Origin of the sequence: Flavobacterium sp., from assembly GCF_025352425.1 — a bacterium.
In the GTDB taxonomy this organism is placed as follows: domain Bacteria; phylum Bacteroidota; class Bacteroidia; order Flavobacteriales; family Flavobacteriaceae; genus Flavobacterium.
Genome location: NZ_JANXTI010000103.1, coordinates 1 through 13,825 on the forward strand (window position 1 = coordinate 1; position 13,825 = coordinate 13,825).

Here is a 13,825-nt window from a genome sequence, read left to right on the forward strand (position 1 = left end):
TCTTTTGAAGGATTTAAAACAAGAATTTTAGCTAAAATAACAGCATTAACTTTGGTTCAATATATCAATAAATTCATATTTGATAGACCAATAAACAATATTAAAAATCAAATTATTTAATTACACCCAACGGGTTAATATTAATTACTTTAAATCCAATTTAATACATAATTCTTTTAACTGAGTTTCATCAATTGCCGAAGGGGCATCGATCATAACGTCTCTACCGGAATTGTTTTTCGGGAAAGCGATAAAATCCCTAATTGTTTCCTGTCCACCCAAAATTGCTACTAATCTGTCAAGTCCAAATGCTAATCCACCATGTGGCGGCGCACCAAACTGGAAAGCATTCATCAAAAAACCAAATTGATCTTCAGCTTGTTCCTGAGAAAACCCTAATAGTGAAAACATCCTGCTTTGCAGTTCTTTGTCGTGAATCCTAATTGATCCACCACCAATTTCATTTCCATTCAACACCATATCATATGCATTGGCGCGAACTTTTCCTGGTTCGGTTTCAATCAGTTTCATGTCTTCCGGTTTGGGAGACGTAAACGGATGATGCATCGCATGATATCGACCACTTTCCTCATCCCATTCCAATAATGGAAAATCAACAACCCATAATGGCGCAAAAACTTCCGCATTTCTTAGTCCTAAACGTGTTGCCAATTCCATACGAAGTGCCGAAAGCTGTGTACGGGTTTTATCGGTTGGGCCGGAAAGCACAAATATCATATCGCCTGCTTTGGCTCCGATAATTTTTGCCCAACTGGTTAAATCGTCTTGGTCGTAGAATTTATCAACTGAAGATTTAAACGTTCCGTCTTCTTCACATTTTACATATACCATTCCGGATGCGCCTATTTGTGGACGTTTAACCCAATCAATTAACGCGTCGATTTCTTTTCTTGTAAATGAAGCGCAATTGGGGGCGGCAATTCCGACTACCAATTCAGCTGAATTGAAAACTCCAAAATCTCTATGTTGAGTAACGGAGTTTAATTCGCCAAACTTCATGTCAAAGCGAATATCGGGCTTGTCATTTCCGTAAGTTTTCATAGCGTAATCGTAGGTAATTCTTGGAAATTGTGCTACTTCAACTCCCTTTAATTCTTTTAATAAATGGCGTGTCAGACCTTCAAAAACATTTAAAATATCTTCCTGTTCAACAAATGCCATTTCACAATCGATTTGAGTAAACTCTGGCTGTCTGTCAGCGCGTAAATCTTCGTCACGGAAACATTTTACAATTTGGAAATATTTGTCCATTCCGCCGACCATCAATAATTGCTTGAAGGTTTGTGGCGATTGTGGTAAAGCATAAAACTGCCCTTGATTCATTCGACTCGGAACTACAAAATCTCTCGCGCCTTCCGGAGTAGATTTGATTAAATACGGCGTCTCAACTTCGCAAAAATCCAAATCAGATAAATATTTTCGAACTTCCATAGCCACTTTATGGCGGAAAAGCAATGCGTTTTTAACCGGATTTCTTCGGATGTCGAGATAGCGGTATTTCATTCTGATGTCTTCACCACCGTCAGTTTCGTCTTCAATCGTGAAGGGTGGCGTTATAGCTGAGTTTAAAATGTTTAATTCTGAAACCAGGATTTCAACATCACCAGTAGTCATATTGGCATTTTTAGATTCACGCTCAATAACAGTTCCTTTAACCTGAATTACAAATTCCCTTCCGAGCGATTTAGCTTTTTCAAAAACAATTTTATCAGTTCGTTGTTCGTCAAAAATTAATTGCGTAATTCCGTAACGGTCACGCAAATCAACCCAAATCATAAATCCTTTATCACGGGATTTTTGAACCCAGCCCGCAAGCGTTACTTCTTTATTGATATGAGTGGCGTTTAATTCACCATTATTATGACTTCTGTACATTAGAATAATTTTTTGCAAAAGTAAAAACAAAAATCAAATTAACGTTGAATTCTTCAATCCAAATTATCCGAGAAAAATTGTGTTAAAATTCTGATTTAGATGAAATAAAAAAGTATTTTTGAATTATTAATTTAAATTTTTATCTATCATGAAAAATATATTTTTGCTTTTACTTTCAATAGTTTACACAACCACTAGTTTCTCGCAACAGAAAGTTTTATTTCACGGAAAAATTTCAAACAAAAACAGTGATGTATTATTTATAAAAGACAATAACACTATTGTAAAAGAAATTAAATTAAACAAAGAAGGCGCTTTTAATGATTCGTTTGAAACAAAAGAAGGAATGTATCAAATGTTTGATGGAGTTGAATATGCCGACCTTTATTTAAAACCCGGATATGATTTAGATTTAAAAATGGATGCTGCGATGTTTGATGAATCCATTACTTTTTCGGGAAATGGAGCAACCGAAAACAATTATTTAGCGAAAAGCACTTTATTAGATAGTAAAATTAATTTTGAATCGTTACTAAAATCAAATCAAGAAGAATTTACGAAGCAAGTCAATGAAATTATAGCTTCTGATTTGATTCATTTAGAAAAAGCGAAATTAGATTCTAATTTTGTTGCACTTCAAAAGAAGAATAATGTGTCAAAAATTGCCGAATTACAGCAGTATTATTCTATGTCACAAGCAAAAAAGAAATTAAATAATATTGCGGCACCTAACTTTGATTTTGAAAATCATGCCGGAGGAAAAACAACTTTAGAAAGCTTAAAAGGAAAATATGTCTACATAGACATTTGGGCAACTTGGTGCGGACCTTGTCGTGCTGAAATTCCGTCATTAAAATTGGTTGAAGAAAAATATCACGCGAAAAACATAGAATTCGTGAGTGTCTCTGTTGATGCGGATAAAGATCACGAGAAATGGAAAACGTTTGTAACAGAAAAAGGATTGGGTGGAACTCAATTATATGCAGGAAAAACTCCAGTTTCTGATTTTATAAAAGCATTTGAGGTGAATACGATTCCAAGATTTTTATTAATTGATCCATACGGAAAAGTTGTAGATGCTGATGCCGCAAGACCTTCTGACCCAAGACTACAAAAACTATTAGATTCGTTACTGAATTAGCAGAGCAAAATTGCTCACCAGGAACTTTAAAAATCCAATTTCTTAGTAATTAAGAGGTTGGATTTTGTGTTTTAAAAAAATCCCAATGTTAAATTTTCACTCAATGTTACCAAATTGTTAAGTAAAAGTTTTTTTAATGTAAAATAATATATACATTTGTTATGTAATTATGAATACTTAAAACCTACAACTATGAAAAAGATAATGATCATTGGTGCTTTAGCAATATCAGCATTAACTTTTGCACAAACAGCGAAACCAGTTTTGGAACAAGAAGGTAACATGGTAAAAGCGACTTACTATTATGATAATGGTCAAATCCAGCAACAGGGTCATTTTAAGGATGGCAAATTAGAAGGAAGTTGGGTTGCTTATGATACTAATGGAAATAAAAAATCAATTGGAGAATATGCTAACGGAGAAAAAACCGGGAAATGGTTTTTCTGGAGCGATAAGTCACTAAGCGAAGTAGATTATTCTAATAGCAGAGTAGCTTCGGTTAAATCTTGGAAACAGGATGCATTAGTTAGAAATTAAAAAAAGTTATTATTATAATGTAAAAGGGAACTCAAATTGAGTTCCCTTTTATTTTTATAATCCATTTACACTGCTCTTCTGTCTCTAATCCAGTATTTTGTTCTTTTCACTAAGTAGAACATTACCGGAACCATTACTAAAGTTAATACTGTAGCATATGTCAATCCGAAAATGATGGTCCATGCCAATGGCGACCAGAAAATAACATTGTCACCACCCATATATAAGTGCGGATTCAAATCGGTTATCAATCCGAAGAAGTCAAAGTTTAATCCAATTGCTAACGGAATTAATCCCAAAACTGCTGTCAGTGCGGTTAATAACACCGGACGTAAACGCGATTTTCCACTTTCGATGATTACTTCTTTTATTTCGTCGAGCGATAAATCGTTGTGCGATTCAACACCTTTATCGGCCATTTTTTTATCCAAAAGCAAGACAAAGAAATCCATTAATACAATTCCGTTCTTCACCACAATTCCGGCCAGGGAAATAATTCCCATCATTGTCATCAGGATTACGAAATCCATATTGGCAATGATATAGCCATAGAAAACACCACTGAAACTCAATATTACCGTAAACAAAATCACAATAGTTTTGGACACCGAATTAAATTGAAGCACGATGATTAGGGTGATTCCGGCCATTGCCAGGAACAGCGCATAAAATAAGAAACTTTGATTTTTTCCTTGTTCTTCCTGCACGCCCGAAAACGAATAGGTTACCTCTTTTGGCATTTTGTAGCCGTTCAGTTCGCTGCCGATTTGTTTGGTAATTTCGTCCCCATTAAAACCTGTCAGTACATTTGAATAAATAGTCAGGATTCGTTTGTATTGTTTTCTTTTGATTTGGTTGTACGTATTCGTTTTCTCGGTTTGTGACACTGCCGAAATCGGAACCTGAACAATTTGTCCGTTACTCTGATTTCTGAACGTTATTGACTGATTGAAAAGGATGTTTTCACTTTTACGCTGATCTTCCTGCATACGAACCACGATGTTATAATCGTCATCGCCTTCTTTGTATGTCGAAATTTCCTGTCCGTAAACTGAACGACGCAAGTTAAAACCTAACTGACCTGTAGAAACACCAACGCTTCCGGCATTAACTCTGTCTACTTTTACTTCAAGTTCCGGACTTTCTTTATTAACGTCAACGTTCAATTTTTCAATTCCCGGAATGTTTTTAGAGTCAACAAAAGCAATCATTTTGTCAGCTTCTTTTAGCATCACATCATAATCGGTTCCGGTTAACTGAATACTGATTGGATAACCAGCTGGCGGGCCATTGGCATCTTTTTCAACCGTTACATTTGCACCGGCAATTCCTTTAACTTTTGCTCTGATTTCTTCTAAAACATCAGAAGTATTATAACCTCTTCTGAATTTAAACTCGGAGAAATTCACTGTTACTTTTCCTTTAAAAGGCGTTTCAGAAGAATTCCCGGCATCAACATTTGGATTTCCGGCACCAATACCAATTTGAGAAACGATACTTTCTGCTAAGAAATTTTCGTTTGTTTTTGGATCGATATATTTGCTCAAAATGCCAATCACTTGTTTTTCTACAAATGTGGTTGCTTTGTTTGTTTTTTCGATGTCTGTTCCTTGCGGATATTCGATATATACAATCGCCTGATTCGGAATATTATCAGGGAAGAACAATACTTTTCTCGGGAAAACTTTCAATAGTGCGAATGATAAAAATAACATTCCAATTATAGTTCCCAACGCAATCCAGGCATTTCTTCCGGTTAAGATTTTTGATAAGAAGCTTTGGTATTTCTTCTCCATTTTTGGAAAAAAGCTATGTTGGAAATCCTGTGTCCATTGGTATAATTTGATTTTATACAACCACATTAATCCAAGTGAAATTATCGCTAAATGTCCAATCGCTCTCGCGAATTTCGAATCGTAAATATTGCCAAGCAATACAAATATCACAGCAATAATTGTGAAGATTATAGAATAGGTTTTAGCTGATTTTTTAGTAACATTTTTATCTTCAATATCCATTGAACCACCAGTCATGGCAGCATTTACAACCATTGCAACGAATAGCGAAGCACTCAATGTTATGGTTAGCGTAATCGGGAAATATTTCATGAATTTACCCATCGTTCCAGGCCAGAGCGCGAATGGTAAAAACGCCATTAAAGTTGTTGCTGTAGAGGAAATAACCGGCCAGGCAATTTCGCCAATACCAACTTTAGACGCCTGAATTCTCGGCATTCCTTTTTTCATATTGGCAAAAACGTTATCAACAACTACAATTCCGTCGTCAACAAGCATTCCCAATCCCATCACCAATCCGAAGAGAACCATCGTATTCAAGGTCAAACCAAATGCAGAAAGAATGGTAAATGCCATCATCATCGACAATGGAATTGCTGCCCCAACGAATAACGAATTTCGTAATCCCATAGTAAACATCAGCACAATCATCACCAGGACAATTCCGAAAATAATGTGGTTCGACAACTCATCAACCTGATGCTCCACACGGGATGATTGGTCGTTGGTCAGTTTTAATTTCAAATCTTTTGGCAAGTAATTTTGCTGTGCCAATTTGATTTTTTCCTTTACTTGATCAATAGCAGAAATCATATTTTGATTCGAACGTTTTTTCACATTTAACATCACAACTTCTTCACCTTTTTCACGCGCATAGGTGGTTTTTTCTTTTTCCTTAAAGGATATTGTAGCGATGTCTTTTAGATAAACAGTTCCGTTATTGTGTTTTACAATGACATTTTCGAGTTCTTTTGGATCTTTAATTTCACCAACAATTCTGATGTTATTTCGTGAACCTTGCGATGTTAAATTTCCGCCCGAAAGCGTCATGTTTTCATACTTCACCGCATTTTGAATGTCGTCAAACGAAACTTGTGCCGCAGTCATTTTGAATATATCGACAGCGATTTCTACTTCTTTATCATCAACACCAAGAATGTCGACTTTCTTGACTTCCGAAATTTCTTCAATATCGTCCTGCAGTTTTTTACCGTAGTCTTTCAACTGTTGAGTGGTGTAATTTCCTTGCATGTTGATGTTTAAAATCGGCACTTCTTCCGAAATATTTAATTCAAAAACACTTGGTTCCACCTTACTTCCGTTGTCCAGATTGGGCCAATCAGTATCGGCTTTTACAATATCAACTTTGTCTTTTATTTTGACTTTGGCTTCTTCAATTCCTATTTTATCGCTAAACTCAACCACAATCATTCCGTAATCCTGAAACGAACTTGCGGTTACTTTATCAACGCCACTGATATTCTTAATTGCTTTTTCAAGCGGCTTGACAATCAATTTTTCTACATCTTCAGCTGAATTTCCCGGGAAAACGGATGAGATGTATACTTTGTTTTCAATGATTTCCGGAAAATCTTCACGCGGCATCGTAACATAGGCAATAACACCGGTGATTACGATTAATAAGGTCAGAATATAAACCGTGACACGATTGTCGACAGCCCAACTTGATATACTAAATTCTTTGCTTTTGTGTGACATGTTTTTAGAAATTAAGTTTCATTCCTTCTGAAATTGTATTCACACCTTCTGTAACAATAATGTCGTTTGTAGATAAACCGCTTAAAACTTCGGTTACATTATCCGACGATTTCCCAATGGTAACAACTACTTTTTTGGCTGTTCCGATTTTGCCGTTACTTCCTTCCAAAACATACACATAGTTGTCGCCTTTTCCATCTTCCTGAATTACATTGGTTGGAACTACAATTGCATCTTTACTTGTATAATCTGTGATTTTAAGCTTTGCAACCTGATTTGGGCGCAACAAGTTTTCCGGATTCGGAACGCTCACCTCAATACCAAAGCTTCTGTTGTTTGGGTTGATAAAATTTCCCACCTGACGTACTTTTCCTTTATAGGTTTTTCCTAACGAAGTCAAATAAACATCAACCTGATCACCGACTTTTATTTTTCCGATGTAGGTTTCAGGAACTGAAGTTGAAACATACATGTTTCCAAGGTTTACAATCCGCATTAAACCCGTTGTACTTGGTCCGACAACTTGACCTTTCTCTACAAAAACCTCGTCAATTGTTCCTGTAAATGGCGCACGGATAACTGTTTTTGATAGTTGAGCCCTAATCTGTGAAACCTGTTTTTGGGCAGAAACCATCTGCGTTTGTGCTTGTAAATACTGAATTTCGGAACCGATTTTTTTGTCCCAAAGATTTTTTTGTCTTTCAAATGTTGTTTTAGATAAATTGTATTGGTTTTCGGCACTTGCTAATTGTGAACTCATTCCCGCATCGTCAACTCGTCCAAGAACTTGGCCTTTTGAAACTCTGTCACCAGCTTTGACCGTAAGCGAAGTCAATATTCCGCTGAATTCAGGTTGGACAAGGATATTTTCTTTGGTGTCAACATTTCCCTGAATGTCTAGATAGTGATTAAAAATAGTGTCTTTTACAGTTAAAACCGAAACCAAAGCCTCTTCTTTTTTAACATCCAAAGTTGCTAAGCCAACTTCAATTTTGGCAATTTCTGCCTGAAGTGCGGTTTTCTTTTCATTTAACGCTTTCACGTTTTTGCTTTTGATTAAATCGTCAATACTTTCAGTTTTTGCTCCGTTGGAACAGGCAAAAAGTACTAGTGACAGTGCAGATAATATAATTATTTTTCTCATTTGTGAAAGGTTAGTTTTTGTTTAATATTTTTTCTAAAGCTGCTTTTTTATTAATGATATTCACCATCGACTGCAGGTAGTTTTGTTGTGCGGTATACAATTGTCTTTGTGCTTCGCTGAAGTCAAAGCTTGACGATAAGCCTTCGGTAAATTTGATTTGTTGTTTTCTTTCGATACGCTCAGCTAAGTTTAGATTACTTTTGTTTGTTGCATATTCTTCAACGCTGAATTCGTATTCACTTTTCGCTTTTTCATATTGTAGTTTCAACTGTTGCTCTGTCTGCGTAAGAAGCGTTTTGGCTTGCTCCAAAGCAATTTTAGCCTGTTGGGTTTTAGCCTGTCTTCCAAAGCTGCTGAATATTGGAACACTTAAACTTACACCAAGATTTGAAAATTTGTTCCATTTTTGGTCTTTATCGGCAAATGAAAAATCATTAGAAAATGAATTGTAACCAAAGTTAAGAGCGGCACCAAGCGAAGGCAAAGCTTTGCTTTTTTGCAACTTCAATTCTAACGAACGTTGCTGCGTAAAGTTCGTTGCAATTTGATAATTGATGTTGTTGGTTGCCAAGAATTCATCTTGACTAAACGCCAATTCCAAATTGGATAATGAAAGCGCGTCTAATTTATCTGTCAGCGTCAAATCGTCGTTGATTTCCATTCCTAAAGTGAACTTCAGCATTTTCATAGCTACATTTTGCAACCTTTGGGCGTTGCTTAGGTTACTATTGATAGAGGCCAACGTAATTTGCAACTGCTCCACATTTTCCTCTTCAATCAAACCGTTTTTAAAAGTTTCTTCTGTATCGCCTAAAGTTTTTGATAAAGTAGCTTTGTTTTTTTCTAGAATGGCTACACTTTCTTCGGCCAATAATACATTTCCATAAGCATTAACAACCATTTCACGAATTTCGGTGTTGGTTTTCTGCTTCGCGTTTTCAAAATATCTCAAATAAGTTTTTGCGGCCTGAAGTGCTACAATATAGGAACCATCAAAAAGCAACTGGCTCAATGTTAAACCCGAATTCATTGATTGTTTTGTACCAAAGGCTACCAAACTTATATCGTCAGGACTGCCGGAAGGATTAAAAGCATTTCCGGAGATTCCTTGTAACGTAAAATCGAAATTATTCAGATAGTTAGCACTTCCGCTAATTTGTGGCAAACCGGCAGCAGTTGTTTCCCATTTTTTCTGTTTGGCAGATGCGATATCTCTATTAGCATTGATTGCCGAATAATTATGCTCAAGCGCATGATCAATAGCTTGTTGCAGGCTAAAAGAATAACTCTCATTTTTGTCCTGTGCCTTTAAAATGCCCACAAAAATTAGAATGATTAGTATAAATTTGTTTTTCATAGATGATGATTAAGTATTGAGATTATTTAATTGGTTTTGTAATTCTAAAATTCCTTTTGGAGTTGCAATAGCTCTGGTGTGGTATTCGAGCGCTTTGGCTTCAAGTTCGTAAGCATCTTTTTCCATCATTGTATTTTCGTTTATCGAAAAAATCAAAGTATAGTAAAATTTCACCGAAGCTTCAATGTCTGTTTCCTTGCGGTACAAACCCTCAACAATTCCTTTTTCAATATTCTGACGAAACATCTGACTGCAGTCTTCAATTTCATTGCAAATCATTTTGTCATAAATCTCAGGATAATGCTTTTTAAGTTGGTACGCTGGCGAATGATCAAAAGACTGGAACATTTGTTTAAACATTTCGCGCATTTGAAAATTTTCGGCAATGGCGTTGTGATTTTGAGAAATCACTTCTTCCATTAATGCATGGATTTTTTGGTGTATGACTTCAGTTCCCTCTTCAATTAATCTTTCCTTGTTACTGAAATATTTGTAAATTGTTTTTTTGGAAATACACATCTCACACGCAATATCATCCATAGTAACACTCTTAAAGCCAAGTTTTAAGAACATGTCGGTCGCTTTTTTGATGATTTTATCTTTCATGATACGGTTTAAATTATGGCGCAAAAGTAAGTTGGAAACTTGTAACACTAAAATAGTTTCCAATGTATTAACGTAAATTTAACATTGGCGAAACACACTTTTGTAATGCGGTAAGAATAACCTAAATTAGCCGAAAATATATTTCATGTACGCGATAACCTATTATCAGGACATAGTCACAGCCCATTTTAATTCCTTAGCTTTACGAAAAGAGCCAAAAAATCTATACGAACCAATTCAATATATTCTTTCGCTTGGCGGAAAAAGATTGCGTCCGGTTTTGACGTTAATGAGTGCCGAAGTCTTTGATGTTGATTGCCAAAAAGCATTGGCAGCAGCTACTGCCGTAGAGGTCTTTCATAATTTTTCTCTTATTCATGACGATATTATGGATGATGCGCCATTGCGAAGAGGAAATGAAACGGTGCATGAAAAATGGAATCTCAACACCGGAATTCTTTCAGGCGATGCAATGCTTATTTTAGCGTATCAGTATTTTGAAGAATATGAACCAAAGATTTTTAGGGAATTAGCAAAATTATTCAGTAAAACAGCCTTGGAAGTTTGTGAAGGGCAACAATACGATGTCGATTTTGAAACGCGTGACGATGTTACAATTGCCGAATATCTGAAAATGATTGAGTGTAAAACCGCAGTTTTAGTTGGTGCTTCCATGAAAATGGGCGCTATAGTTGCAGAAACTTCTGTAGAAAATGCAAATGCGATTTATGATTTCGGATTGAATTTGGGAATTGCGTTTCAGCTACAGGATGATTATTTAGATGCTTTTGGCAATCCCGAAACTTTTGGAAAGCAAGTTGGCGGCGATATAATCGAAAATAAAAAAACCTATTTGTATCTTAAAGCAATGGAGTTTGCAACAGCTGATGAAAAAGAGCAATTGTTGCATTTATTTTCTATTCAGCCAAATGAAAATATGGATAAAATCAATTCGGTTAAGGAAATCTTTAATCAAACAGGAGCATCAAAAGCCACTCAGAAAGCCATTGAAAATTATACTTTAAAAGCGCTGGAAACATTGAATCAGATGAATATTGGGAATGATAAAAAAGTGATTCTCAAAACTTTTGGCGAAAATTTAATGAGCCGAAATGTCTAGTTTTGTTGCTCCAATATCCACTGATGATTTACTTTCGGAAGCCGAGAAAGAAAACCTATATTCCAAACTAATTGAACAAATCAACAAGGATTTCAACTTGGCAAACGAAGCAATTGATTTTCCGAAAAGTACTTCAGCGCAAGAGTTGAAAGTACAGTTACACGAAAAAATTTACCGCCTGATTCAATATAAATTTGCAGAATATTTAAATCTGCTTTATATCATTGATGTCCCCGAAGAAACGATAAAGCAGTTGGATGGTTCCGATTTGGTTGAACTTTCAGAACAAGTTTCTTTCCTGATTTTAAAACGGGAATGGATGAAAGTTTGGTTTAGAAATCGCTTTTAATTATAAAGTATTGTAAATCAATAATATAAAATCCAATTGTTTATTATGTGTCGTTTTTAGTGTCGTTTTAAAGATTTAATTTTGTAAATACATTTATATACAAAACCTATTTTTAGTCATTTAATCTCCAATAACCCATATTTTATTTTGAAAAACAGAAGTGGCATTTGCTGAATTACTTGCTGGCATATCCATCAAGTGAGACCAGGTATTATTTTGAATATCGTAACAATCAATTCCTGTCAAAGAGGAGCCATCAAAACCACCAATGACATATAATTTACCATTGATTATTTCTCCTTTACATTGTTTGGCTTGGGGCATATCTGCTAATTGTGTCCAAGTTTGCAATAGAGGATCGAAAACATATAATTTAGCTGAATTTCCAGAGCTACCAGTACCTCCAAATGAATATATTTTACCATCCCAAACCGATGAACCTGCGGAATAAACTGGTGATGGATTGTCAGTTGAATAAGTAACAACACCAGTAGTTAAATCTATTACTTCCATTTTATTATTGAAGGTTGTACTACTTGGAATACCATTGAAAACATAAAGTTTATTTCCAACTACTTCTGCCGAAGAATATCTTAATCCTGCATTGGTGTTTGAAAAGACAGACCACGTATTGGTTGCGATATTGTATTTTTCGATTTGAGTGGTATAATTTACTGCTGGGGAAAAGCCATTACAGACATAAATATTACTGCCGTCGGTAGTAGAAGATATAAGTCCCCTAGCTATATTCATATTATTCAAATCTGAAAAAGTAAATGCTTGACAAAATCCTGCTGTTGGCGTAGGGTCTAGTTCTAATTTTACCACCCATGCATCAAAATTACCATGGTTTCCTATTACATCTCCATCATTAGAATTTGTAAAACCTGCTATTATATAACCTCCGTCTGTGGTTTGTTGAATGCTATTGCCTATTTCAGCTCCACTTCCTTCTAATGTTTCTTGCCATTGTAAAGTTCCATTATTGTATAGTTTCACAATCCAAGTATTAGCACCTCCTACTCCTATATTATTTCCTGCTAAATCACCATCGCTAGAGTCTGTAGCACCAACTATTATATAACCTCCATCGGTCGTTTGTTGTACACTTTTAGCTTTTTCACCCCCAGTTCCTCCAAATGAATTTTGCCATTGTACATCACCATTGGAACTGAAAATTTTCACTACCCAAAAGTCATCACCTCCATGATTTCCAGTTACATCACCATTATTAGAATCACTAGAACCTGCTAATATATAATTACCATCGGTAGTTTGTTGAATACTATAAAAATAATCATCACTATTTCCTCCATAAGCTTTTTTCCAAATGATTGAACCACTATTGTTAATTTTCATTACCCACGCATCATAACCACCATTTCCAACTACAAAAGTATTGCTACTTAAATCAGTAGAACCTGCTAATAAATAACCATCAGAGGTTTGTTGAACACTATAAGCAATCTCATTACCTAACCCTCCTAATTTTTTTTGCATAGTTATATCTCCTACACTATTAAGTTTCACTACCCAAATATCTGTAGCATTACCTGAAACACCACCAATTACATCACCATCAACAGAGGTAGTAGAACCTACTACGATATAACCATCATCCGAGGTTTGTCGAACACTATAACCTTGGTCATTTGATAATCCCCCCAAAGCTTTTTGCCATTGTATAATACCCGCACTATTAAGTTTTACCACCCAAAAGTCATTACTGCCATGATTTCCAGATACATCACCATTATTGGAAGTTGTTGATCCTGCTAATATATAACCGCCATCAGTAGTTTGTTGAATGCTATTGGAGGTTTCATTTCCTGTTCCTCCTAATGTTTTTTGCCATTGGATAGTACCTACACTATTAAGTTTCATTACCCAGACATCTTGACCGCCATGGTTTCCTGTTAAATCACCATCATTAGATTGAGTATTGCCAGTTACTATATAACCTCCGTCTGCTGTTTGTTGAATGCTATTGGCATTATCATATCCAGTTCCACCTAATGTTTTTTGCCATTGGATAGAAGGAGCTTGCGCATTCATTGTAAGGGAAACAAACCCTATTAAAAGTAAAATTTTTTTCATTGTAAAATTTTTTATTAAAAATAAGAGGAAAACCCTCAACTAATATAAAACATTAATTGTTTC

10 protein-coding genes and 1 pseudogene are annotated in these 13,825 nt (G+C 35.4%); 5 read left to right on the plus strand and 6 right to left on the minus strand.

Annotated elements, in window-relative coordinates; all coding sequences use genetic code 11:
- Positions 1-120 (plus strand): annotated as a pseudogene (locus Q0Q99_RS12380) (IS982 family transposase); the annotation flags it as partial.
- Between the two features lie 24 nt (positions 121-144).
- Here Q0Q99_RS12380 and aspS read toward each other — a convergent pair.
- Positions 145-1,896 (minus strand): aspartate--tRNA ligase, encoded by a 1,752-nt coding sequence (aspS, locus tag Q0Q99_RS12385; RefSeq protein WP_293896470.1) that lies wholly within the window; start codon positions 1,894-1,896, stop codon positions 145-147.
- 148 nt (positions 1,897-2,044) lie between these two features.
- Here aspS and Q0Q99_RS12390 point away from each other — a divergent pair, with 148 nt between their 5' ends.
- Together Q0Q99_RS12390 and Q0Q99_RS12395 are read left to right on the plus strand one after the other, a co-directional pair.
- Complete coding sequence (locus Q0Q99_RS12390; protein WP_293896473.1) at positions 2,045-3,037, plus strand: TlpA disulfide reductase family protein; 993 nt, start codon at positions 2,045-2,047, stop codon at positions 3,035-3,037.
- A 192-nt stretch (positions 3,038-3,229) separates the two neighbouring features.
- The gene (locus Q0Q99_RS12395) at positions 3,230-3,574 is read left to right on the plus strand and encodes a membrane-binding protein (RefSeq protein ID WP_293896476.1); all 345 of its coding nucleotides are present in this window, start codon (positions 3,230-3,232) and stop codon (positions 3,572-3,574) included.
- A gap of 65 nt (positions 3,575-3,639) precedes the next feature.
- Here the strand turns inward: Q0Q99_RS12395 and Q0Q99_RS12400 are convergent, their stop codons facing one another.
- From Q0Q99_RS12400 to Q0Q99_RS12415, 4 genes are read right to left on the minus strand one after another with little or no spacing between them, the layout of a single operon-like run.
- The gene (locus Q0Q99_RS12400; RefSeq protein ID WP_293896479.1) at positions 3,640-7,089 is read right to left on the minus strand and encodes an efflux RND transporter permease subunit; all 3,450 of its coding nucleotides are present in this window, start codon (positions 7,087-7,089) and stop codon (positions 3,640-3,642) included.
- A gap of 4 nt (positions 7,090-7,093) precedes the next feature.
- Positions 7,094-8,233: an efflux RND transporter periplasmic adaptor subunit gene (locus Q0Q99_RS12405; RefSeq protein WP_293896482.1), complete on the minus strand. Its 1,140-nt coding sequence runs from the start codon at positions 8,231-8,233 to the stop codon at positions 7,094-7,096.
- 10 nt (positions 8,234-8,243) lie between these two features.
- Positions 8,244-9,590, minus strand: a complete 1,347-nt coding sequence (locus tag Q0Q99_RS12410; protein ID WP_293896485.1) for a TolC family protein — start codon at positions 9,588-9,590, stop codon at positions 8,244-8,246.
- 9 nt (positions 9,591-9,599) lie between these two features.
- On the minus strand, positions 9,600-10,196 hold the full coding sequence (locus tag Q0Q99_RS12415) for a TetR/AcrR family transcriptional regulator (protein ID WP_293896488.1): 597 nt from the start codon (positions 10,194-10,196) through the stop codon (positions 9,600-9,602).
- Positions 10,197-10,341: 145 nt separating this feature from the next.
- Here Q0Q99_RS12415 and Q0Q99_RS12420 point away from each other — a divergent pair, with 145 nt between their 5' ends.
- Both Q0Q99_RS12420 and Q0Q99_RS12425 read left to right on the plus strand, forming a co-directional pair.
- Positions 10,342-11,316 (plus strand): polyprenyl synthetase family protein, encoded by a 975-nt coding sequence (locus Q0Q99_RS12420; protein WP_293896491.1) that lies wholly within the window; start codon positions 10,342-10,344, stop codon positions 11,314-11,316.
- Positions 11,309-11,665, plus strand: a complete 357-nt coding sequence (locus Q0Q99_RS12425) for a hypothetical protein (RefSeq protein ID WP_293896494.1) — start codon at positions 11,309-11,311, stop codon at positions 11,663-11,665. The genes Q0Q99_RS12420 and Q0Q99_RS12425 overlap by 8 nt, the downstream gene beginning before the upstream one ends.
- Before the next feature lie 120 nt (positions 11,666-11,785).
- Here the strand turns inward: Q0Q99_RS12425 and Q0Q99_RS12430 are convergent, their stop codons facing one another.
- Complete coding sequence (locus Q0Q99_RS12430) at positions 11,786-13,762, minus strand: kelch repeat-containing protein (RefSeq protein WP_293896497.1); 1,977 nt, start codon at positions 13,760-13,762, stop codon at positions 11,786-11,788.
- Between the last annotated feature and the right edge of the window lie 63 nt (positions 13,763-13,825).

Coding starts and splice junctions, on each gene's coding strand:
- aspS (WP_293896470.1), bottom strand. CDS start 1,896: ATGTACAGAAGTCATAATAATGGTGAATTAAACGCCACTCATATCAAT.
- Q0Q99_RS12390 (WP_293896473.1), top strand. CDS start 2,045: ATGAAAAATATATTTTTGCTTTTACTTTCAATAGTTTACACAACCACT.
- Q0Q99_RS12395 (WP_293896476.1), top strand. CDS start 3,230: ATGAAAAAGATAATGATCATTGGTGCTTTAGCAATATCAGCATTAACT.
- Q0Q99_RS12400 (WP_293896479.1), bottom strand. CDS start 7,089: ATGTCACACAAAAGCAAAGAATTTAGTATATCAAGTTGGGCTGTCGAC.
- Q0Q99_RS12405 (WP_293896482.1), bottom strand. CDS start 8,233: ATGAGAAAAATAATTATATTATCTGCACTGTCACTAGTACTTTTTGCC.
- Q0Q99_RS12410 (WP_293896485.1), bottom strand. CDS start 9,590: ATGAAAAACAAATTTATACTAATCATTCTAATTTTTGTGGGCATTTTA.
- Q0Q99_RS12415 (WP_293896488.1), bottom strand. CDS start 10,196: ATGAAAGATAAAATCATCAAAAAAGCGACCGACATGTTCTTAAAACTT.
- Q0Q99_RS12420 (WP_293896491.1), top strand. CDS start 10,342: ATGTACGCGATAACCTATTATCAGGACATAGTCACAGCCCATTTTAAT.
- Q0Q99_RS12425 (WP_293896494.1), top strand. CDS start 11,309: ATGTCTAGTTTTGTTGCTCCAATATCCACTGATGATTTACTTTCGGAA.
- Q0Q99_RS12430 (WP_293896497.1), bottom strand. CDS start 13,762: ATGAAAAAAATTTTACTTTTAATAGGGTTTGTTTCCCTTACAATGAAT.